Genomic DNA, 21,592 nt, shown 5'->3' with positions numbered 1-21,592 from the left:
TCCGTGCGGCGGTCGCGGCCCGTTAGGCTCTATCCGGCAACGTCGAGAAAGGGCCAACGATGCCCTCTCGTCTGCGTTTCATGCGGCTGAGTCCGCAGGAGGCCGCGCTCATCGCGATCACCGCGGTCTGGGGCAGCACGTTCCTGCTGGTGCACTGGGCGATGGAGCACGCGGGTCCCTGGTTCTTCGTCGGCATCCGATTCCTCATCGCAGGGCTCATCAGCGTCGTGATCTTCCGCCGCGTGCTGCGCGGCATCCGCTGGCGCGACGTCGGCGCGGGCGTCGCGATCGGCGTGATGATCTACCTCGGCTACGGTCTGCAGACGCTGGGGCTGCAGAGCATCGACAGCAGCACCTCGGCCTTCATCACCGCGATGTACGTGCCGTTGGTGCCGCTCGCGCAGTGGGCCGTGTTCCGCAAGCGTCCGCCCGCCATGGCGTTCGTCGGCGCGGGGCTGGCCTTCGTCGGGCTGCTGTTCATCGCGGGACCCGACGCCTTCGCGCTGACGCTCGGCGCCGGCGAGATCGCGACCATGATCAGCACCGTGCCGATCGCCGCGGAGATCATCCTGATCAGCCTGTTCGCGGGGAAGATCGATCTCGGACGCATCACCGTCGTGCAGCTGCTGACCGCGGGAGTGCTGGGGCTGCTCACGATGCCGGTGGTAGGCGAGGGCGTGCCGGAGTTCTCCTGGGTCTGGGTCGGCTGCGCGGTCGGACTGGGGGCGGCGAGCTGTCTGATCCAGCTGACCATGAACTGGGCGCAGAAGTCGGTGTCACCCACCCGCGCGACCATCATCTACGCCGGAGAGCCGGTGTGGGCAGGGGTCATCGGACGCATCGCCGGTGAACGCCTGCCCGCGACCGCACTCATCGGCGGGGCGCTCGTCGTGCTCGGGATCCTCGCGAGCGAGCTGAAGCCCGTCCGGCGACGCGCGAAGCAGGAAGCACCCCCGGAGGTCAGAGCGTGAGCAGCACCTTGGTCGCCCGGCGCTCGTCCATCGCCCGGTAGCCCTCCGCGGCCTCCTCCAACGGAAGGGTCAGGTCGAAGACCTTGCCCGGGTCGATCTTCCGGTCCCAGATGAGCTGGATCAGCTCGGGGAGGAAGCGGCGCACCGGCGCAGGACCGCCGTGCAGGTGCACGCCGGAGAAGAACAGCTCGTCGCCCGGCAGCGCCACGTCGTGGGAGACGCCGACGTAGCCGACATGGCCGCCGGGGCGGGTGGAGCGGATCGCCTGCATCATGGACTCCTGCGTGCCGACCGCCTCGATCACCGAGTGCGCGCCGAGGCCGTTCGTGAGCTCCTTGATGCGCGCGACACCCGCGTCTCCACGCTCGGAGACGATGTCGGTCGCGCCGAACTCGCGCGCCAGCGCCTGCCGATCGGCGTGCCGACTCATCGCGATGATGCGCTCGGCGCCGAGCTCCCGCGCGGCGAGGATGCCGAGGAGCCCCACGGCACCGTCACCGACGACGGCGACGGTCTTGCCCGGTCCGACCTCGGCGGCGACGGCCGCGAACCAGCCCGTGCCGAGGACGTCGGATGCGGCGAGCAGCGAGGGGATCAGGTCGGCATCGGGCTGTCCGGGTGTGACGACCAGCGTGCCGTCGGCGTGCGGGATGAGCGCGTACTCGGCCTGCGTGCCGTATCTGCCCATCGGCACGACGTGCACGCAGCGGGACTGGTAGCCCGCCTGGCAGATCTCGCACGTGTTGTCGGACGCCATGAACGAGCCGACCACGAAGTCGCCGACCTTGAGCGTCTGCACCTCGGCGCCGATCTCCTCCACGACGCCGACGTACTCGTGCCCCATCGGGTCATGATCGACCTCGTTCGCACCGCGGTACGGCCACAGGTCGGAGCCGCAGATGCAGGTCGCCGCGATCCGGATCACGGCGTCGGTGGGTCGGGTGATGGTGGGCTTCTCCCGCTCCTCGACTCTGACGTCGCCGGGGGCGTGCATGACTACTCCGCGCATTCGTGATGCTCCTTCTCTCGCGTGACATCCAGTCAACGCCGATTCCGCCTCGGATGGGAGGTACTGAGGGAACCCCTTCGAGATTCACAGATCCGGGAATACTCCGCAGGAGCACGTGTTGCACCCGACATGATTGAAACTTCAACCGTCGCTCCGGTCGCCACGGAGCGCACGCGCGTCCGCGTGCCGCTGCGCTTCGGCGAGGGCTTCTCCACGACCGAGCGCGACTACACCGTGGCCGCCCAGATGCTGAAGGCCGTCGGGGTCGACGGCATCCGTCTGCTGAGCAACAACCCCGACAAGGCCGTGCAGCTCGAGGAGCTCGGCATCCGTGTGACCGAGCGGGTGCCGACCGAGGTGCACCTGTCGGAGTCCAACTCCCGCTACCTGCAGGCCAAGCGGGACCACACGGCGCACACGCTCGACCTGTCGGCGGCGTGACAGTCCAGGAGGACACCATGACGGCGGAGCAGCCGCATCCGCGTCGACTCGACGACACCGAGATGGACACGTGGCTGCCCGTGATCCGCTTCGTCCAGCTGCTGCCGCAGGTGCTCGATCGCACACTGAAGGAAGAGGTCGGGCTCAATCACGCGCGCTACGCCATCCTCGTCACCCTGGCGGGCCGGGGCGAGGGCGCCGTCACCATGACCGAGCTCGCCCGCATCGCCGGGTTCAGCCGTTCGCGTCTGAGCCACGCGCTCGACTCGCTCGAGGAGCGAGGCTGGGTCGAGCGTGCCTCGTGTGGCGCCGACAAGCGCACCCTCTCGGCCGCCCTGACTCCGGCGGGGCGGGAGATGCTGCGCACGGCCGCTCCCGTGCACGTCGAACAGGTGCGGGAACTCGTGCTCGATCCGCTCACCGCCGAGGAGCGCGAACAGCTGAGGGCGATCCTCGGGAAGCTCCTGCCGGGCGTGACGGCGGCGCTGTGAACGGGTGCGGGCCGGTCACCGGTACCGCCAGTACCTCCCCCCACGGTCACTGAGCGCGTAGCGTCGGAGCATGGACACCCGCAGCGAGGTGCGCGAGTTCCTCTCCACGAGGCGCGCACGCATCACCCCCGACCAGGCAGGACTGCCCGCATTCGGTGGCAACCGCCGGGTTCCGGGCCTGCGTCGCGAGGAGGTCTCACTGCTCGCAGGCGTCAGTGTGGACTACTACACACGGCTCGAACGCGGTGACCTGTCCGGCGCCTCCGACAGCGTGCTCGAAGCTCTCGCCCGCGCGCTGCAGCTGGATGAGGCCGAGACCGCGCACCTGTTCGACCTCGCCCGCGCCGCGAACGCCTCCCCGGTCGCGCGGACACCTCGCAAGAAGTCGACGGTGCTGCGGCCCAGCATCCTCCGTCTGCTCGATGCGATGACCGAGGCGCCGGCGATCGTGCGCGACAACCACTTCGACTACCTCGCCGCAAACGCCCTGGGGCGAGCCCTGTACGCTCCCGTGTTCGCCCAGCCGCAGCCGAACAGCGCCCGCTTCGCCTTCCTCGATCCGGCGGCGCAGGAGTTCTACCCCGAATGGGAGCGCAACACGCAGGAGCTCGTGGCCGCGATGCGGGGCGAAGCCGGACGCAACCCCTTCGATCGCAGGCTCACCGATCTCGTCGGCGAGCTCTCGACGCGGAGCGAGCGGTTCCGCACACTGTGGGCCGCCCACAATGTGCGCTTCCACCGCACGGGTGTGAAGCGCATCGCGCATCCGGTGGTCGGGGAGATCGAGCTGACATACGAGGCGTTCGAGCTGCCCGCCGATCCCGGCCTGCACCTGTCGACCTATACGGCGGAACCGGGAACACCCTCGGCCGACAAGCTGAGGATGCTCGCCAGCTGGGCGGCGACGGATGCGGGGGCATTCCCCTCCGCGGCATCCGCATCCGACCGCGCGGAGGCCTGAGCCGCGTGGTTCTGCTCTGAGCAGAACCGCTCGAACGCGCCTGATGCCCCGGAGTATCGTGAGGCATGGCCGACATCCTCTCGTTCCCGCGCGCCCCTCGCCCCGACCGTCCGCAGCTGAGCGGGCCCGAACCGCTCTGGCGGCACATGCTGGGCGACCAGCTGCGGCGTCGACGCCACGATCGCGAAGAGACCCTCACGGAGACCGCGGAGAAGGCCGGCGTGTCTCCGCAGTACCTCTCTGAGGTCGAGCGCGGGTTGAAGGAGCCGTCGAGCGAGATGATCGCCGCGATAGCCGGCGCTCTCGACACGAGCCTCATCGAGCTGACGAGCGCCGTGGCCGATGAGCTGCGCTCTGCTGCGGTGTCGGCATCCGCTGCGGTGTCGATCTCCGCTGCGGTGTCACGTGGCGCGTTCGCCCTCGCCGCCTGATCCCCGGACCCGTCATCTGCATGATCGACGGACGGATGCATGACCACAGGTCCCACTTCGGTCATGCATCCGTCCAACGCTCATGCATCCGTCCGCCAGCCCGGACGCCACCTCAGCTCCGCGCGCCCAGCACCGTGTCGATGAGTCCGTACTCGAGCGCGGCCGCGGCGGTGAACACCCGATCGCGGTCGGTGTCGGCGCGCAGTTGTGCGACCGTGCGGCCGCTGTGCCCGGCGAGGATCTCCTCCATATCCGAGCGCACCCGCACCACCTCGTCGGCCGCGAGGATCAGGTCGGGGATCGCGCCTCGAGACTGCCCGGCCGGCTGATGCAGCACGATGCGGGCGTGCGCGAGGGCAGCCCGCTCCCCTGGTGATCCGGCGGCGACGAGCAGCGCGGCGGGGCCGATCGCCTGCCCCACGCACGTCGTCGCGATGCGCGGACGGATGTGCCGCATCGTGTCGTAGATCGCCAGCGCCGCGCCGGGATCCCCACCCTCGCTGTTGATGTAGAACTGGACACCGGACTCCGGGCTGTCCGCGTCGAGGTGCAGCAGCTGCGCGATGAGGGCGTTCGCGACCCCCGCATCGATGCCGGTGCCGAGATAGATGACGCGCTCCGCGAGCAGGTGCGAGTACACGTCCATGATGCGCTCCCCTCGCGGATGCTGCGCGATGACGTTCGGGATCGTGTAGCCGCTCATGCGTCCGCCCCCAACCCGACTCGTGTGCGTCGTCGCGGCATGACCTCGGCGATCGAGGCGGCGATGCCGTCGATGAAGCCGTACTCCTGCGCCTGTGTCGCGGTGTACCAGCGGTCGTGCAGCGAGTCCTCGAAGATGCGGGCGACCGGCTGACCCGTGTCGGTGGCGATGAGCCCGAGCACGGTGTCGCGCATGTGTCGGAGGTCGTCGGCCTGCGTCTCGATCTCGCCGGCCGAGCCGCCGATGCCCGCAGACCCCTGATGCATGAGGATGCGCGCGTGCGCGAGCGCCCGCCGGCTGCCCGGCGTGCCGGCGGAGAGCAGGAACTGCCCGGCGCTGCAGGCGAGCCCGAGGGCCAGGGTCGCGACATCGTTGGGGATGAGCCGCATGATGTCGCGGATCGCGAGCATCGATGGCACGGAGCCGCCGGGCGAGTGGATCCAGAGCGCGATCTCGGCGAGGGGGTCTTCCGTCGAGAGCGCGAGCAGCTGCGTCATCAGCAGCGTGCCGTTGTCGTCGTCGAGAGCACCGTCGAGCACGAGCACCCGCTCGTGGAACAGCGCCCGCCGGGCTTCAGGACCGAACTGCCGGATGGGGTTGTCTTCGCTCATGCCCCCAGCATCTGCCGCAGCGCTCCGAGCAGGACCGGATTCTGCCGTGGGCGGCTCTGCCCTGAGCGGATGCGTGCAGACGCGGGCTCACCGGTGGCGTCCACCTCGGAGCTGTTCACCGAGCTCCCTGGGCGGGTGCCGGTGGGGGAGGCATCCGCCCAGGGGGGACTCGGGTGGGGGGGGTGGGGATGGGTGGGGTCAGGCAGCGAGGGCGAGAGCGCGCCGGTGGGTGATGCGGTGACCGACCCAGAAGCCGATCGCGATCAGCCCGGCCAGGGCGACACCGAGGATCCAGGGCAGCATCGAGGGCGCGGCCCCTGCGGTGGCGGTGGCGAGGGTGCCGGAGCCTTCCGCGATCAGGCCGTTGCCCTCGGCGAGATCGGCGGCTCCGACTTCGAGCTTGTCCCCGCCCGCCGCGAGATCACCCGATCCGTCCGCGACCGCGGAGGCTCCCGTCGAGAGTTCGCCGATGCCGATGTTGAGGTCGCCGGCACCGGACTGCAGCGCGCCGACGCCGGCGGCGAGCGTGCTCGCCCCGTCGTTCAGGCGGGTCGCGCCCGCGCTGAGGTTGGCCGTGCCCGAGTAGAGGGACGATGCACCGGTGGAGAGTGCCTGCAGACCGGAGGCGAGCTTCGCGGCGCCGGCCGAGAGCTGAGACGTGCCCGATTGCAGAGTCTGCGCGCCGGCGACGAGGGCGGGCGCCCCCTGAGGTGCGATGAGCGCCGCGGTGCCGGGCCACTTCTGGGACGCGTCTCCGCTGATGAGCGCGTTGACGCCGGCCGTGACCCTCGCGGAGCCACCGGCTGCGGCGACGAGCCCCTGTGCGAGAGCGGGAGCCGACGCCGCAGGGGCCACCAGAGCGTCGACCTCCCCGTCGACCTGCATGGCGAGCGTGACGAGGCCACGGAGCTTCGCGTCGTCGGGGGAGGTCGCGAGCAGATCGGCGAGGCCATCGGCGAGCTGCTGGGAGTGGCCGGGGGCCATGGACGCGAGACCCTTGAGCGTCGCCTCGGTGGACGGCTGCGCCAGGCCCTGCACTGCGGGCGTCACACCCTTGCGAAGCGTGTCGCTGAAACCCGTCGCGCCGACGAGCACGCCGTTCGCGTATGCGTGCGCACCGTTGACGCCTGCTGCGAGCGTCGAGATCCCGCTGGAGAGCGCCTGGGCCCCGGCATCCGCCGTTACCAGCTTCGACGCGAGCTCCTGAGCCCCGGCGAGCGCCGTCTGCGCTCCCCCGCTGACCTTGCCCGCGCCGGCCACCGCCGAAGACGCTCCGGCGGCCAGGCTGCTCGCACCCTCGGCGAGCGTCGTGGCACCGGTCGCGGCCGTCGTGGCACCGTCGCTCAGCTTCTGCGATCCCGCGTGCGCGCTGGCTGCCCCCGTGGAGAGGTCGATGCTGCCTTCGGCGAGCTGCGATGCGCCGGCCGAGAGGTCTGCGGCGCCGGCGGCGAGATCGGCGGAACCGTCTTTCGCCGATGTGGTGCCCTCGGCGAGTTCGGACGCTCCGGCGGCGATCTTGCTCGTCGTCACGAAGAACAGGATCACCATGGCGGCCAGCAGCAGGCTGAGGACGATCACGGCGATGCGCATGCCGATGCCGTGCGAATGGGGTGTGGTACTCGTCATCGAGGACTCCCGAGGTCAGTGGCGTCGTTGCCACCGGCGACTGTATGGGCAGGTTCGACCCCGCCCCCCGGATTTGCCGTTCGATACCAAGTCTCAGCACGCCTGGGACTCAGTTTCTTGTGGCGAGTGCACAAACGATGGGCGCGGACCGATGTGCCTTCCACGAAAACGGAACGTAACATCGTGGACTCACGGCCCGCCTAGTCTCGTGCCCATGGCGAAGCAGAAGGCACCGGCGTGGCAGTGGTCGGAGGACGGACTCAACTTCCGCACCCGCAAGTGGGTGCGCCCGGAGGATCTCAACGCGAACGGCTCGCTGTTCGGCGGCAGCCTGCTGAAGTGGATCGACGAAGAGGCGGCGATCTACGCGATCGTGCAGCTGGGCAACTACCGCGCCGTCACCAAGCACATCTCGGAGATCAACTTCGAGGCCTCGGCCGTGCAGGGCGACCTGATCGAGATCGGCCTGCAGGCAACCCACTTCGGCAGGACCTCCCTGACGATGCGCGCGGTGGCCAGGAACATGATCACGCGCAAGCGCATCCTCACGATCGAGAAGATCGTGTTCGTGAGCCTCGACGACGACGGGACACCGACTCCGCACGGCTACACCGAGATCACCTACGACCGAGACCGGATGCCGACCGAGCACATCGCCACCGGGACGATCCGGCTCCCCTCACCCTGACGCTGCTCGAGAGCGCCGAGCCACCCCCTCAGGCGCGAACAGCCCCCCGGTGCGTCTCGCTCGAGGAGGTGACCCGGTCGGAGAGGGGCGCTTCGACCGGGAAGGCCGGCGCAGCGGCGAACGCCTGAGCCAGATCGGCGATGAGATCGTCGACGTCTTCCAGGCCGATCGACAGCCGCAGCACGTCGGCGGCGGGCCGCGCCTCCGGCGGCACCGGGCGATGGGTGAGCGCGGCGGGGTGCTGGATCAGCGAGTCGACGCCGCCCAGCGAGACGGCGTGCGTGAACAGGGTCGTCGCGGTCGTGACGGCGGAGGCTGCGGCGAAACCACCCCGCATCCGCATCGCGATCATCGCACCGGTGCCCCGCATCTGCCGTTCCAGGATGCCGCGCGGGTCACCGTCCAGACCCGGGTAGTAGACCTCGGCGATCTCCGGCCGATCGATGAGCCACTGCACGATCCGTCGCGCACTCTCCTGCTGGTGCCGCACGCGCACCGGCAGGGTCGTGAGGCCACGGTGCAGCAGATACGCCCCGAGGGGATGCAGCAGCCCACCGGTCACCGCCCGCACGCGGCGCAGCGCCTGCGCCGTCTCCTCCCCGCACGCGACCACGCCGGCGATCACATCGCCGTGGCCGCCGAGGTACTTGGTGGCGCTGTGCAACGACATCGCAGCGCCCAGGTCGATCGGATTCTGCAGCACCGGGGTCGCGAAGGTGTTGTCGACGACGACCGGCACCGACCCGGCCTGACGCACCACGTCGGCGATGTCGGCGATCTCGAGCGTCGGGTTCGCCGGGGTCTCGACGACCACGAGGCCGGTATCGGGACGGACGGCTGCCGCGACCTCGTCGGGATGGCAGTAGGTGGTCTCGACGCCGAGCAGCCCGGATCCGAGCAGGTGGTCGGTGCCCCCGTAGAGCGGACGCACCGCGACCACGTGGCGCGCCCCCGTCGCACCGGTGTGTGCGAGGATCACGGCCGTCATCGCGGCCATGCCCGAGGCGAAGGCGACGGACGCATCGGCGTGCTCGAGTTCGGCCAGTGCCTCCTCGAAGCGGGCGACCGTGGGATTCCACAGCCGCGCGTAGACCATGCTGCCGTCGGCCGGAGGACGCCCGCCCGTCGCCATCGCCTCGTACGAGTCCCCGCCGCGCTCGATGTCGGGGAGCGGATTCGTCGTCGACAGGTCGATCGGCAGCGCGTGGACCCCGAGACCCTCGAGATCGGAGCGTCCGCTGTGGACAGCGACGGTGTCGGGATGCAGCGGTGCAGTCATGCCTCCACGTTGCCGGAATCACGATGAATGCGCAGAAGATCGACAGAAGCCGCCAGAAAATCGATGTGGAACGCTACTCTGTGCAATATCCAGCAGGCAAGGAGGCCTTCCGTTGGCGAAAGCACAACTCGACGAGATCGACCTCGAACTGCTCGCGGTTCTCACTCGTGATGCCGAGACGACGAACAAGGCGCTCGCGCATCGGCTCGGCCTCGCCGAGTCGACCTGCGCGCATCGGGTGCGGGCGCTGCGCGAGCGCGGCGTCATCCGCGACACCCGCATCCGCATCGACGGGGCCGCCCTCGGCTTCCCGCTGCAGGCGATCATCAAGGTGCGCCTCGCGAACCACACCGGGGCGAAGGTGACCGCGCTCTTCGATGCCCTCGCCGACATCCCGCGCGTGCTGCAGGTCTTCCACGTGGCCGGCGTCGACGACTTCCTCGTGCACGTGGCGGTGCAGGATGCGACGGCACTGCGCGACATCGTGCTCGAGCACATCACGGTCCATCCGGTCGTGCGCGGCACCGAGACCCAGCTCGTGTTCGAGCTGCGTGACGGACCGGGAGTGCTCTCCGCCTGACCCGTCCGGCCGGAACGAGCGGGGCGTCGATGCGTGCGCGAGGATGGAATGCACGTCAGCCAGGAGCAAGGGAGCACCATGAGCCGCAGCGCCACCGCCGCCACGCACACCGTCCGCGAGATGCGGGACTTCCTCTTCGCGAACGCCACCGACTACGAGGCGGCGCGGGCCGGGTTTGCCTGGCCGCAGGTGCCGGAATTCAACTTCGCGCTGGAGTGGTTCGACGTCGTCGCGGGCGAGAATCCCGACCGACCGGCGGTGCAGATCGTCGAGGCCGACCTGAGCCTGCGCTCCTGGACCTACGGCGAGCTATCGGCACGATCCGACCAGGTGGCCGCCTGGCTCGCCGCTCTCGGCATCGGCCGCGGCGACCACGTGATCGTGATGCTGAACAACACGATCGAGCTGTGGGAGGTGATGCTGGCGATCACGAAGATCGGCGCCGTCTCCATCCCGAGCTCGACCCTCCTCTCCGCGGCGGATCTCGCCTACCGCGTAGACCACGGCCGCGCGCGGGCGGTCATCACGCTCGGAGCCCTCGCCGACCGCCTCGACGACATCGGGCCCGACATCCTGCGCATCGGTGTGGGCGACGGCATCCCGTCCGGCTGGGCGCGCTTCGATGATTCGACCGCTGCCACGGCGGTCTTCGAGCCCGACGGCCCGACCCCCTCGTCCGACACCGCCCTGCTCTACTTCACCTCGGGCACCACGAACCGGCCGAAGCTCGTGCAGCACACGCACGCCTCGTATCCGATCGGGCATCTGTCGACCATGTGGTGGCTCGGTGTGCGCCCCGACGATGTGCACCTCAACATCTCCTCCCCCGGCTGGGCGAAGCACGCCTGGTCGAGCTTCTACTCGCCGTTCCTCGCAGAGGCGACCGTCTTCGTCTACAACTACGCCCGCTTCGATGCGAACACGCTCATGCAGGTCATGGACACCCACCACGTGTCGACGTTCTGCGCGCCGCCGACGGTGTGGCGGATGCTGATCCAGGTCGACCTCGCCCGCCTCACCCACCCGCCGCGGGAGCTGGTGGGGGCGGGTGAGCCGCTGAACCCTGAGGTCATCGACCGGGTGCGCGACGCCTGGGGCGGAACGATCCGCGACGGCTTCGGCCAGACCGAGATGACCGCCTGCATCGGCAACTCCCCGGGTCAAGCCGTGAAGGTCGGTTCCATGGGCCGCCCCCTGCCCGGATACCCGGTGGTGCTGCTGGACCCCGTCACCGGAGAGGTCGTCGACGCCGAGGGCGAGATCGCGCTCGACCTGTCCCGGCCTCCGCTCGGGCTCATGGCCGGGTACTACGACGACCCAGAGAAGACCGCCGAGTCCCGGGCGGGTGGTTACCACCACACCGGCGACATCGCGGTGCGCGACGACGATGGCTACCTCACCTACGTCGGACGCTCCGATGACGTGTTCAAGGCCTCCGACTACAAGATCTCGCCGTTCGAGCTCGAGTCCGTGCTGCTGGAGCACGACCTCGTGATCGAGGCGGCGGTGATCCCGAGCCCCGATCCGACGCGTCTGGCCGTGCCGAAGGCCTACGTGTGCCTGACCTCCGATGTCGCAGCCGCCGACTCGGACGCGGCGCGCGCGATCTTCGCCTACGCGCACGAGCGGCTGTCGTCGCACCTGTGGGTGCGGATCATCGAGTTCGTTCCGGAGCTGCCGAAGACGATCTCGGGCAAGATCCGCCGTGTCGAGCTGCGCGCTCGCGAGGCCGCGCGTGTGCAATCAGGAGACGAGAGCGGACAGCACCGCGACCGCGACTACCGCTGAACGCTCAGCGTGCGATCGCGACCGATGCCGTCGCCGGCCCGGTCTTCGACAGTGCCGACTTCGCCGACTTCGAGGTCGCGGGCCCGACGCGCAAGCGGAGGGCTCAGAGCAGGCCGCTGTCGCGCGCGATGGCGATGGCGCGCGCACGACTGTCGGCGCCGAGCTTCTCGAACACGTGCACGAGGTGGGTCTTCACGGTGGCCTCGGTCACGAACAGGGTCTTCGCGATCTCGCGGTTGGATGCCCCCGTGTCAAGCAGTCGGAGCACCTCCAGCTCGCGGTCGGTCAGGCGCACCCGCGGTGCGCGCATGACCTGCACGACGCGTGCGCTCAGCTCGGGAGTGAGCACGAGTCCGCCCGAAGCCGCCTGCCGGATCGCGCGCACGATGTCATCGGGGGCGACGTCTTTGAGCAGGTAGCCGGCCGCTCCCGCCTCGATAGCGCCCAGGATCTCGGCGTCGCGGTCGAACGTCGTCAGGATCAGCACGGCGGGGGCCGGCTGTTGCGCACGCAGCGCGGCGGTCGTCTGCACCCCGTCCATACCGTCGCCCAGCCGCAGATCGCACAGCACGACGTCGGGACGCAGATGCCGCGCGAGGGTCACTGCCTCCTCGCCGGACGCCGCCTCACCGACCACCTCGACGTCGTCGCGATGGTCGAACAGCGAGCGCACCCCGGCCCGCACGATGGGGTGGTCGTCCACGAGCAGCACGCGCACCGCGGTCATCCTTCACCCCCAGGCCGCCGTGCCTGAGCAGTGCCGCCCAGGGGGATGTGCGCCGAGAGCGCGGTGCCGTCACCCGGGGCGCTCTCCACGTCGAGCCCACCGCCGAGCTCCCGCAGGCGCGCACGCATCGAGCGCAGCCCGTAGCCGCCGCCCCGACTGGCCACCCCGCCCTGCGCGTCCCAGTGCCGCGCGTCGAATCCGCGCCCGTCATCGACGATGTCGAGCCGCACGGTGTCGCCGGCATCGGCGAGGGTGACCACGACCCGGGTGGCCGACGCGTGGGAGCGGACGTTCGCGAGGGCCGACTGCGCCGTCCGCAGCAGGGCGACCTCGGCGTCGATGCCGAGCGAGGGCAGGTCGTCGTCGGCGTGCAGCGTCACCTCGATACCGGTCTCGTCGGCCAGGCGTTCGAGCATCCGGGCCAGGGCGTCGCCGAGCGCGGTGGATTCCAGCTCGGCCGGCATCAGCGCGTTCACGATGCGCCGCGCATCCGCCATCCCCTCCGTGGCGAGCGCACCGATCTGCTCGAGGGCTCGCGTGCGCTGGGCCGGATCGTCCGCCTCCAGGGCCGAACGCGCCAGCATCCCGATCGACGACACGCTCTGGGCGACCGTGTCGTGGATGTCGCGCGACACCCTGGTGCGCTCGGCGCTCGCCCCGGACTCGCGCTGAGTGCGGGCGAGCTCGTCCTGCAGCGCGGCCATCTCCTCCTGGGTCGCGACGAGCGAGGCGATCAGCCGACGCCGCTCCCGCCCGTCACGGACGAGCTCGAGGTATCCGCGGGATATCCCCAGCGCGAAGATGCCGCCGACGAGGGGACCGATCACGTTCGCATAGGTCGTGGCACCGGTGTGCAGCAGCGGGGCGCTCACCACGACCGCGAGGATCGCCACGCTGAGCAGCAACGCCCACCGCAGGCGCATCACGAACCCGGCGAGCAGCCACAGCGGGAAGGCGAGCCACACGAACTCGGGCGAGACCACGACCGCGCCGAGCCAGATGAGTGTCAGCCCGAGCAGCCACCACGTCGCCAACCGACGGTCGGAGATGCGCTCGCTGAGCAGCAGCCCGCCGCCGTACCAGCCGAGGAACACCAGCGAGAGGGCCAGCACCCACGGAAGCGGCACTCCGTCGGCTGCGGCGCGCCCGGCGCCGACCACGAGCAGCACGACCGTGATGACGGCCTGGCCTATCCGGATCGACCCGACCAGGCTCGCCCAGGTGCGCGGGGTGCCCGAGCCGGCCGCGCGCTCGTCGCGGCCGGCTCGCTGAGCCCGCGTGGGGTCAGCTCGTGGCGGGAGAGGTGTCGACTGCGGCATCCTCGTATTCTCCCCCGTGCGGTCGCTGCGCACCTCGATCGGTGGCGGATTCGTCCGCCCCGCTCTTTCCCGGCCACCACATCCGATCCCCGACGATCGCGAAGATCGCAGGGACCACGAGGGTGCGCACCACGAAGGTGTCGACGAGCACGCCGATGCCGACGATGAGCCCGATCTGTCCGAGAGTGACCAGCGGCAGCAGCCCGAGGGCGGCGAACACCGCTGCGAGCACGACACCGGCGCTGGTGATCACGCCGCCCGTCGCCGTGAGCGCTCGGACCATCCCCTGCCGCGTGCCGACCGTCCGCGCCTCCACGCGCGCCCGGTGCACCAGGAAGATCGTGTAGTCGATTCCGAGCGCCACCAGGAACAGGAACGACAGCAGCGGCACCTGCAGGTCGAGGGCATCCCATCCGAACAGCACCCGGCTCAGCCAGGTGCCCGCGCCGATCGCGGCGACGGCGCTGAGGATGTTCACCAGGAGCAGCAGCACGGGTGCCACCAGGGAGCGCAGCAGCACGATCAGGACGAGCAGACTCACCGCGAGCACGAGCGGGACCAGCAGCTGCAGGTCGCGCTGATTGCCCTCGCGCGCGTCGAGATCCGCCGCCACCGGACCACCGACCACGGCATCGGCCTCCGGCACCGAGGCCGCGGCCTCTCGCACGGCACTCACGAGATCGAGGCTCTCCGGGGTGCCCGGCGCCGGTTCCCCGACGACCATCAGTCGCGCGAGTGCGCCATCGGTGCTCTCACCGGTCGTCGACACCCGGAGCACGCCCGGCACGTCTTCGACCGCGCCGGCCAGCGCATCGGCTGCCGCCGTGTCACCGATCACGATCATCGGCTGAGCCTCACCGGCGGGGAAGTGCTCGCCCAGCACCGTGAGCCCCGTTGCCGATTCCGACGCGACACGGAACTTCTCCACCTGGGTGAGCCCGACGGATGCTCCGGCGAGACCACCCGCGAAGACACCGAGCAGCGCGAGCCCGCCGACGAGCGGCACCCACGGACGCCGGGAGACGCGCTGCGCGACAGCACCCCACGCGCGACCGGTCTTCGCGTCATCGCCGACCCGCGGCGCGAACGGCCAGAAGATGCGGCGGCCGCACACCGCGAGAGCGGGCGGCAGCACCAGCAGCACGGCGGCGAGGGCGATCAGAAGGCCGATGGCCGAGGCGATGCCGAGTCCACGCGTGCCAGGGATCACCGCGAGGGCGAGAGTCGACAGGGCGAGCACCACGGTGAGGTTCGAGGCGACGATCGCGGGTGCGGTGGCGCGCCACGCGCCGACGAGCGCACGGCGGTGATCGGACTCATGCGCGAGTTCCTCTCGGTAGCGCGAGATCAACAGGAGCGCATAGTTCGTCCCGGCGCCGAACACGAGAACGCTCACGATGCCCGAGTCGAACTGCAGCCCGAGTCCGGCACCGATCGCCGCGGTGGCCTTGTTCGCCAGCTGGTCGGCGAGGGCGACGACGACGAGGGGGATCATCCACAGCACGGGCGAGCGGTAGGTGACGATGAGCAGCAGCGCGACGATCCCGAGTGTCACCATCAGCAGCGTGAAGTCGGCGCCGTCGAACGCGGAGGCGACGTCGACACCGAACGCGGGTCCACCCGTGACCTGCACGCTCAGCCCCTCGATCGGATGCTCCGTCACGGTGTCGCGCAGACCGTGCACGGCCTCTGCGGCGGCATCGTCGTCGGCGAGCGTGAGCGTCGCCTGCAGCACCGCGGCCTTCTCGTCTTCGCTGACGATCGGCCCGTGCGGCTCGTGCCCGGTCTCCGCTTCGACCTCTGCCGAGAGGGAACGCAGGGCGGCGATGTCGTCGGCGGCGAGTCGCTCACCGTCGTCCCGCGACGCGACCAGCAGCACCGTGGACTCATCCGCGTCGGGGAACTGCTCGGCGAGGGCGGCCGTCCGGGCCGACTCGGAATCCGGCGGAGCCACATCGGTGCCCGAGGGCAGCGACGCCCGGCCGAGGGCGCCGAGGAGCGCGGTGAACGCCACGACGGCGACCAGCAGGGAGATCCACCCGCCGCGTCGCGAGGTGAGCCACAGGGGAAGAGAGCGGAGGGTGCGGAGCATGGATCCAGTCCAGCCGTCGCCGCCCTTCCGAGGATCGGGCGGGGGGCTGAGACTCGTCTCCACCGTTCGATGGATGCGGCCCTGCCGCCCGCGACCTTCCCGCCAGCGGGGTCCCGGCCAGCGGGGTTCCGACAGGACCTCCCTCGGCACCGTGCGCGCGCGTAGCGTCGGGGGCAGGCCGCCGATCCGTCCGCGGCCACGACGAAAGGACATCCCATGCACACGCGCACTCTCGGACAGGGCCTCCAGGTCTCTGCGGTCGGACTCGGCTGCATGGGCATGTCGCAGAGCTACGGGCCCAACCCCGGAAGCCGCGACGAAATGATCGGGGTGCTGCGGTCGGCGATCGAGCACGGCGTCGACTTCTTCGACACGGCCGAGGTCTACGGCCCGTATGTGAACGAGGAACTCGTCGGCGAGGCGCTCGAGCCGATCCGCGATCGCGTCGTGCTCGCGACGAAGTTCGGCTGGGACATCCAGAACGGCAGGAGCGTGGGGCTCGACAGTCGGCCCGAGCAGATCCGGCGAGTGGCCGAGGCGTCGCTGCGGAGTCTGCGCACCGACGTGATCGACCTCTTCTACCAGCACCGCGTCGACCCCGACGTGCCGATCGAAGACGTCGCCGGGACCGTCGGCGAGCTCATCGCCGAAGGGAAGGTGCGCCACTTCGGGCTCTCCGAGGCCTCGGCGGACACGATCCGCCGCGCACATGCCGTGCACCCGGTCACCGCGCTGCAGAGCGAGTACTCGCTGTGGACCCGCGATCCCGAATCCGAGATCCTGCCGGTGCTCGCGGAGCTGGGCATCGGATTCGTGCCCTTCAGTCCGCTCGGCAAGGGGTTCCTGACCGGGACGGTCGACACGGCAGCCGACTTCGCAGCCGGCGACATCCGCGCCACGATCCCGCGGTTCACGGCCGAGAACCGGGCGGCGAACCACGCGCTCGTGGCGCACGTGGCAGAGCTGGCCACGGCGAAGGGGGCCACCCCCGGTCAGATCGCTCTGGCGTGGCTGCTCGCACAGCAGCCGTGGATCGTGCCGATCCCCGGCACTCGACGCACCGTGCGCATCGCCGAGAACGCCGGAAGCACGGCGGTCGCCCTGTCGGCCGACGAGGTCGCCGACCTCTCGACCCTCGCCACACGCGTCGGGGTGAGCGGCGACCGCTACAACCCGCAGCAGATGGCGTTCGTCGACCGTTGAGTCCTCCGCGGCCTCGGTATCGTGAGGCGGGTGATCTCCGCCCGCAGCTATCCCGCGACCATCGCGTCCGCTGTCGAGCACGAGACCGTCATCCGCAAGTCGCGCTTCCTCACCCGCATCGAGCCCGTCTCCTCGGTCGAGCAGGCCGACACCGTGATCGCCGCCATCCGGAAGAGGGCCTGGGACGCCACCCACAACTGCACCGCGATGGTGACGGGTCTGCTCGGCGATCAGGCGCGGTCCTCGGATGACGGCGAGCCCTCCGGCACCGCGGGGATCCCGATGCTCGAGGTGCTGCGCCGGCGCGAGCTGACCGATGTGGTCGCGGTGGTGACCCGCTACTTCGGCGGTGTGAAGCTCGGGGCGGGAGGGCTCGTGCGCGCCTACTCCTCCGCAGTGTCTGAGGCACTCGATCTGGCGTCCCTCGTGCGGCGGGCAGCCCTCCGGCAGGTGACGCTCGAGGTGCCGCACGCAGACGCCGGCCGCTACGACAATCTGCTGCGCGACTGGGCGGTCCATCATGGTGCGACGCTGGGCGCGCCGAGCTATGCCGCGACGGCCACGCTCGAGCTGTGGGCCCCCGAGGCCGAAGTCCCCCGGCTCGTCGACGATCTGGCCGCGGCATCCGCGGGTGCGATCGCGCCTGTCCTCGGTGTCGAGCGCATCGTCGACGTGCCCGCCTGACACCGACGGGCATCGGCGAAACCACAACGAACGACGGATATCCTGGATGCCGCGGTCGCGGAGGGAGAGCGATGTTCGACAGTCCGCTCTCGGCCTCGGCCTACGAGATCCTCGGGGTCGCCCCCTCCGTCGACGACGCCGAGCTGCGCCGCGCCTACCGTCTGCGGCTGCGCCAGACGCACCCGGACACCGGTGGCGACGCCGCGATCTTCATCCAGGTGCAGCGCGCGTGGGAGCTGGTCGGCACCGTCGAGAGCCGTGCCGCCTACGACCGCCGCTCAGGTGTGGCGTCAGCGGCGACACCCGACGCCGACACCGGGTGGAGCGGATGGCGGCCTCAGGCAGCGCGTACCGACACCCGTCCGCGCGCCCGCTCCTACGGCCACCCCGGCGGATGGCGTCGCGAGCGCTACCTCGTCCTCATCCGCGAATGGGCGGGCCGTGGCGTCGAGGTCCCCGACCCCTACGACCCCGCCCTGGTGCGCTCAGCTCCCCGCGATCTGCGCCGACTGCTCGCCGATGCCCTGGCGGAAGAGGCCACGGCGCGCACGGTCTCCGACCTCGGCATGGGCTTCACGGTGTGGCACGACGTGGCCGTGGGGGCGGATGCCGACGACAAGCTCGACCATGTGGTGCTGGGCCCCTCCGGCCTGTACGGGGTGATGTCGGAGGACTTCGGAGGGGTGGTCGGCTTCCGGCGCGGCGAGATCACCGGGCCGAGCCTGGGAACCCGCGCGCCGGTGACGGCTGCCCTCGGTCGGATGCGCACGATCGCCAAGACCGCCCGCGTGCGCTTCAGCGGTGCGATCATCGTGCTGCCCGACGACGACCTCGCGCAGGCCGTCACACCGCTCGGCACGAGCCGCGGCGTTCCGGTCGTCGTCGTGCGCCGCAGCGCGCTGGCGATGGTGCTGCGTCAGGGCGTTCCGCAGGCGCGGGCGATCGGCGGGAACGAACTGTTCGACGTGCGCACCCGACTGCAGCAGACCGTCCGCTTCGTCTGACGCCGGGTGCAGTACACAGGTCGTTCTTTTGAGTTATTCAAATCACGGGGTACACTCAAGGCATGGAGACGGAACTCGACTCAGCGCTTCGCGGTGCCGGGCTTCGTGCGACCGCGGGCCGCGTCGCCGTTCTCGAGGCTCTCGACTCCATGGCCCATTCAGACGCGGAACGGCTCTACCGCGCTGTGTCCGAAGTGCTGCCGACCACGTCGATCCAGTCGGTGCACAACATCCTCGCGGACCTAACGACGGCGGGCCTCATCCGCCGGATCGAACCGGCAGGCTCCGCGGCGCTCTACGAGCGGCGCATCGACGACAACCACCATCACGTCGTCTGCACCTCCTGCGGTGCCATCGGCGACGTGGACTGCGTCGTCGGTGAAGCGCCGTGTCTCACCCCGTCCTCGACGGGGGGATTCACCGTCCAGACAGCCGAAGTCACCTTCTGGGGCCTGTGTCCCAGTTGCCAGAACGCCGCACAGCAGCAGTCCGCCGATCGCCCATCCTCGGATGGGGTGTTCGTCGCGCCTGCACGGATGCGGATAAGGAGAAGGAGAACACCATGACGAAACCTGCCACCACGACCCAGACCGGGACCCCCGTCGCGAGCGACGTGCACTCCCTCACGGTCGGCGCCGACGGCCCCACCGTGCTGCACGACCGCTACCTGGTCGAGAAGCTCGCCTCCTTCAACCGGGAGCGTGTGCCGGAGCGCAACCCGCACGCGAAGGGCGGCGGCGCGTTCGGCGAGTTCGTCGTCACGGAAGACGTGTCGGCGTACACCAGGGCCGCGGTGTTCCAGCCCGGCGCCGTGAGCGAGACGCTCATCCGCTTCTCGTCGGTCGCCGGAGAGCAGGGGTCGCCCGACACCTGGCGCGACGTGCGCGGATTCTCGCTGCGTTTCTACTCGACCGAGGGCAACCTCGACATCGTCGGCAACAACACGCCCACGTTCTTCCTGCGCGACGCCATGAAGTTCCCCGACTTCATCCACTCGCAGAAGCGCCTCGGCGACTCGGGTCTGCGCGACGCCGACATGCAGTGGGACTTCTGGACGCTCTCGCCCGAGACCGCCCACCAGGTCACGTACCTCATGGGCGACCGCGGCCTTCCCCGCAGCTGGCGCCACATGAACGGCTACGGCTCGCACACCTACCAGTGGGTGAACGCGGCCGGGGAGCGGTTCTGGGTGCAGTACCACTTCCTCTCCACCCTGGGCTTCGAGACCATGGAGGCCGACGAGGCAGAGAAGCTCGCCGGCTCGGACGCCGACTACTACCGTCGCGACCTGTTCGACGCGATCGCGCGCGGCGAGAACCCCTCGTGGGATGTGTTCGTGCAGATCATGCCGTACGACGAGGCCAAGGACTACCGCTTCAACCCCTTCGACCTCACGAAGACCTGGTCGAAGAAGGACTACCCGCGCATCAAGGTCGGCACGTTCACGCTGAACCGCAACCCGCAGAACTTCTTCGCCGAGATCGAGCAGGCCGCGTTCTCGCCGGGGAACCAGGTGCCCGGCACCGGGATCTCGCCCGACAAGATGCTCATGGCCCGCGTGTTCTCCTACTCCGACGCGCAGCGCTACCGCATCGGCGCCAACTACAACCAGCTGCCGGTGAACCAGCCGCACGCCGCCGAGGTGCGCAACTACATGCACGAGGGGCAGATGCAGTACCGGTTCAACCCGGCCGAGCACCGCACCTACACCCCGAACTCCTACGGCGCTGCGGGCGGCCCCGAGGCCGATCCCGCGGCCGGCGTCGAGGCGAGCTGGGAGTCGGACGGCGAGCTCATGCGCGCCGCCGCCACCCTGCACTCGGAAGACGACGACTTCGGCCAGGCCGGCACGCTCTACCGCGAGGTCTTCGACGCCGAGCAGCGGGCGCGCTTCCTGGAGACCCTCACCGGCCAGGGGCGCTCGATCACGATCGACGCGATCCGCGAGCGCTTCTTCCAGTACTGGACGAACGTCGACGCCGACCTCGGCGCCGCGCTGCGTGCGCGCTTCTGATCCGCACGATCATCTGATCGGCTGGGTCACCTGATCCGCACGGTCACCTGATCCGCACGGCCTCCCGGGGACACCTCGTCCCCGGGAGGCCGTTTCGTCGTGTCGCCTTTCCCGGGGGAACCGTCCTGCGCCGACGACCCGGGAACGGGTCCAAGATGGAGGAGTGGCCGTCCCTCTCTCCGACCTGACCAGCATGCCCGAGCCCCAGCAGGTGTACGCCGCCGACGGCACCCGGCTGGCGACCTACACCTGGGGCGAGCCCGACGCCCCCGTCGTGGTGATCGTGCACGGCTTCGCCTCGAACGCACGCGACAACTGGGTGCTGACCGGCTGGGTGCGTGAGCTCACCCGCGCGGGCTATCGCGTGCTGGCGCTCGACCAGCGCGGGCACGGGCTCAGCGAGAAGCCGCACGACCCCGACGGCTACCGCATCCGCACCCTCGTCACCGATGTCGAGACGGTGATGGACACCTATCTCGTCGACGACGCGTTCTATGTCGGGTACTCGCTCGGTGCGCGCGTGGGCTGGGAGGTGGTGCGCGAGCTGCCGCACCGCATCGGACGCGCGGTGCTGGGCGGAGTTCCTGACGGCATTCCGCTGGCCCGCCTGGATCTCGACCAGGTGCGCAGATACATCGCCGACGGCACGCCGGTGGCGGATCGGACGACCCAGAACTACATCGCGCTGACCGAGCGGGTGCCGGGCAACGACCTGCAGGCGCTGGTCGCACTCGCGGAGGGAATGCGGGCGTCGGGCATGATCGACCCCGACCCCTCTGATGCGCCGACCCGGCCCATCCTGTTCGCCACCGGATCGAAGGACGCCATCATCGAGGGCTCACGGGCACTGGCCTCAGCGACCCCCGACGGACGATTCTTCGAGATCCCGAACCGTAATCACTTCAACGCCCCGGGCTCGCGTGACTTCAAGGACGCGGCCGTGGCGTTCCTGGCAGAGGCGTAGCCCGGC

Annotated in this window: 23 protein-coding genes; 14 read left to right on the top strand and 9 right to left on the bottom strand. The window is 70.2% G+C overall.

The window, feature by feature from the left end; all coding sequences use genetic code 11:
• Positions 1–59: 59 nt before the first annotated feature.
• A complete protein-coding gene (locus KY497_RS04105) occupies positions 60–971 on the top strand; it encodes a DMT family transporter (RefSeq protein ID WP_258185877.1) in 912 nt (303 codons plus the stop codon).
• On the opposite strand, the gene KY497_RS04100 is transcribed toward KY497_RS04105, so the two are convergent.
• Positions 961–1,980, bottom strand: coding sequence for a zinc-dependent alcohol dehydrogenase family protein (locus KY497_RS04100; protein WP_219869886.1), 1,020 nt, complete (start codon positions 1,978–1,980; stop codon positions 961–963). The two genes, KY497_RS04105 and KY497_RS04100, sit on opposite strands and share 11 nt — an antisense overlap.
• Positions 1,981–2,109: 129 nt before the next feature.
• Here KY497_RS04100 and KY497_RS04095 point away from each other — a divergent pair, with 129 nt between their 5' ends.
• The 4 genes from KY497_RS04095 to KY497_RS04080 all read left to right on the top strand — a co-directional run bounded on the left by KY497_RS04095 (position 2,110) and on the right by KY497_RS04080 (position 4,304).
• A complete protein-coding gene (locus KY497_RS04095) occupies positions 2,110–2,421 on the top strand; it encodes a hypothetical protein (protein WP_219869885.1) in 312 nt (103 codons plus the stop codon).
• A 17-nt stretch (positions 2,422–2,438) separates the two neighbouring features.
• Positions 2,439–2,912, top strand: a complete 474-nt coding sequence (locus KY497_RS04090) for a MarR family winged helix-turn-helix transcriptional regulator (protein ID WP_219869884.1) — start codon at positions 2,439–2,441, stop codon at positions 2,910–2,912.
• A 70-nt stretch (positions 2,913–2,982) separates the two neighbouring features.
• Positions 2,983–3,873 (top strand): helix-turn-helix transcriptional regulator, encoded by an 891-nt coding sequence (locus KY497_RS04085; RefSeq protein WP_055866650.1) that lies wholly within the window; start codon positions 2,983–2,985, stop codon positions 3,871–3,873.
• Positions 3,874–3,938: 65 nt separating this feature from the next.
• Complete coding sequence (locus tag KY497_RS04080) at positions 3,939–4,304, top strand: helix-turn-helix domain-containing protein (protein ID WP_127483235.1); 366 nt, start codon at positions 3,939–3,941, stop codon at positions 4,302–4,304.
• Between the two features lie 112 nt (positions 4,305–4,416).
• Here KY497_RS04080 and KY497_RS04075 read toward each other — a convergent pair whose 3' ends face one another.
• The 4 genes from KY497_RS04075 to KY497_RS04065 all read right to left on the bottom strand — a co-directional run bounded on the left by KY497_RS04075 (position 4,417) and on the right by KY497_RS04065 (position 7,244).
• Positions 4,417–5,007, bottom strand: a complete 591-nt coding sequence (locus tag KY497_RS04075; protein WP_219869883.1) for a ClpP family protease — start codon at positions 5,005–5,007, stop codon at positions 4,417–4,419.
• Entirely contained in the window at positions 5,004–5,618 is a 615-nt protein-coding gene (locus KY497_RS04070; RefSeq protein WP_219869882.1) for a ClpP family protease, read from the bottom strand. The genes KY497_RS04075 and KY497_RS04070 overlap by 4 nt, the downstream gene beginning before the upstream one ends.
• Positions 5,615–5,737, bottom strand: a complete 123-nt coding sequence (locus KY497_RS16595) for a hypothetical protein (protein ID WP_258185869.1) — start codon at positions 5,735–5,737, stop codon at positions 5,615–5,617. The genes KY497_RS04070 and KY497_RS16595 overlap by 4 nt, the downstream gene beginning before the upstream one ends.
• A 79-nt stretch (positions 5,738–5,816) precedes the next feature.
• Positions 5,817–7,244, bottom strand: a complete 1,428-nt coding sequence (locus KY497_RS04065) for a hypothetical protein (protein ID WP_219869881.1) — start codon at positions 7,242–7,244, stop codon at positions 5,817–5,819.
• Positions 7,245–7,458: 214 nt separating this feature from the next.
• Between KY497_RS04065 and KY497_RS04060 the strand changes: the two genes are divergently transcribed.
• Positions 7,459–7,932 (top strand): acyl-CoA thioesterase, encoded by a 474-nt coding sequence (locus KY497_RS04060; protein ID WP_017829781.1) that lies wholly within the window; start codon positions 7,459–7,461, stop codon positions 7,930–7,932.
• Between the two features lie 28 nt (positions 7,933–7,960).
• Here the strand turns inward: KY497_RS04060 and KY497_RS04055 are convergent, their stop codons facing one another.
• A complete protein-coding gene (locus KY497_RS04055; protein WP_219869880.1) occupies positions 7,961–9,211 on the bottom strand; it encodes a PLP-dependent aspartate aminotransferase family protein in 1,251 nt (416 codons plus the stop codon).
• A 112-nt stretch (positions 9,212–9,323) separates the two neighbouring features.
• Between KY497_RS04055 and KY497_RS04050 the strand changes: the two genes are divergently transcribed.
• Positions 9,324–9,791 (top strand): Lrp/AsnC family transcriptional regulator, encoded by a 468-nt coding sequence (locus tag KY497_RS04050; RefSeq protein ID WP_017829783.1) that lies wholly within the window; start codon positions 9,324–9,326, stop codon positions 9,789–9,791.
• Between the two features lie 78 nt (positions 9,792–9,869).
• Entirely contained in the window at positions 9,870–11,579 is a 1,710-nt protein-coding gene (locus KY497_RS04045) for an AMP-binding protein (protein WP_219869879.1), read from the top strand.
• 103 nt (positions 11,580–11,682) lie between these two features.
• Here KY497_RS04045 and KY497_RS04040 read toward each other — a convergent pair whose 3' ends face one another.
• The 3 genes from KY497_RS04040 to KY497_RS04030 are packed head-to-tail and all read right to left on the bottom strand — an operon-like array spanning position 11,683 to position 15,717.
• Positions 11,683–12,306 (bottom strand): response regulator transcription factor, encoded by a 624-nt coding sequence (locus KY497_RS04040; RefSeq protein ID WP_017829789.1) that lies wholly within the window; start codon positions 12,304–12,306, stop codon positions 11,683–11,685.
• Positions 12,303–13,625: a sensor histidine kinase gene (locus KY497_RS04035; protein WP_219869878.1), complete on the bottom strand. Its 1,323-nt coding sequence runs from the start codon at positions 13,623–13,625 to the stop codon at positions 12,303–12,305. Before KY497_RS04035 ends, KY497_RS04040 begins: the two co-directional genes overlap by 4 nt.
• Complete coding sequence (locus tag KY497_RS04030) at positions 13,591–15,717, bottom strand: MMPL family transporter (protein WP_219869877.1); 2,127 nt, start codon at positions 15,715–15,717, stop codon at positions 13,591–13,593. The genes KY497_RS04035 and KY497_RS04030 overlap by 35 nt, the downstream gene beginning before the upstream one ends.
• 216 nt (positions 15,718–15,933) lie before the next feature.
• Between KY497_RS04030 and KY497_RS04025 the strand changes: the two genes are divergently transcribed.
• The 6 genes from KY497_RS04025 to KY497_RS04000 all read left to right on the top strand — a co-directional run bounded on the left by KY497_RS04025 (position 15,934) and on the right by KY497_RS04000 (position 21,586).
• Complete coding sequence (locus tag KY497_RS04025; RefSeq protein WP_218682992.1) at positions 15,934–16,920, top strand: aldo/keto reductase; 987 nt, start codon at positions 15,934–15,936, stop codon at positions 16,918–16,920.
• 30 nt (positions 16,921–16,950) lie between these two features.
• The gene (locus KY497_RS04020) at positions 16,951–17,604 is read left to right on the top strand and encodes a YigZ family protein (protein ID WP_219869876.1); all 654 of its coding nucleotides are present in this window, start codon (positions 16,951–16,953) and stop codon (positions 17,602–17,604) included.
• 71 nt (positions 17,605–17,675) lie between these two features.
• A complete protein-coding gene (locus KY497_RS04015) occupies positions 17,676–18,608 on the top strand; it encodes a J domain-containing protein (RefSeq protein ID WP_219869875.1) in 933 nt (310 codons plus the stop codon).
• A gap of 62 nt (positions 18,609–18,670) precedes the next feature.
• Positions 18,671–19,174 (top strand): Fur family transcriptional regulator, encoded by a 504-nt coding sequence (locus KY497_RS04010; RefSeq protein ID WP_258185863.1) that lies wholly within the window; start codon positions 18,671–18,673, stop codon positions 19,172–19,174.
• Entirely contained in the window at positions 19,171–20,622 is a 1,452-nt protein-coding gene (locus KY497_RS04005; protein WP_219869874.1) for a catalase, read from the top strand. Before KY497_RS04010 ends, KY497_RS04005 begins: the two co-directional genes overlap by 4 nt.
• A 163-nt stretch (positions 20,623–20,785) precedes the next feature.
• On the top strand, positions 20,786–21,586 hold the full coding sequence (locus KY497_RS04000; protein ID WP_151485590.1) for an alpha/beta fold hydrolase: 801 nt from the start codon (positions 20,786–20,788) through the stop codon (positions 21,584–21,586).
• Positions 21,587–21,592: the final 6 nt, after the last annotated feature.

The sequence above is a fragment of the Microbacterium sp. PAMC22086 genome, from assembly GCF_019443525.1.
GTDB classification, from domain to species: Bacteria; Actinomycetota; Actinomycetes; order Actinomycetales; family Microbacteriaceae; genus Microbacterium; species Microbacterium maritypicum.
The sequence above is the reverse complement of the archived record's forward strand: the minus strand, read 5'-3'. Positions and strand labels throughout refer to the sequence as shown.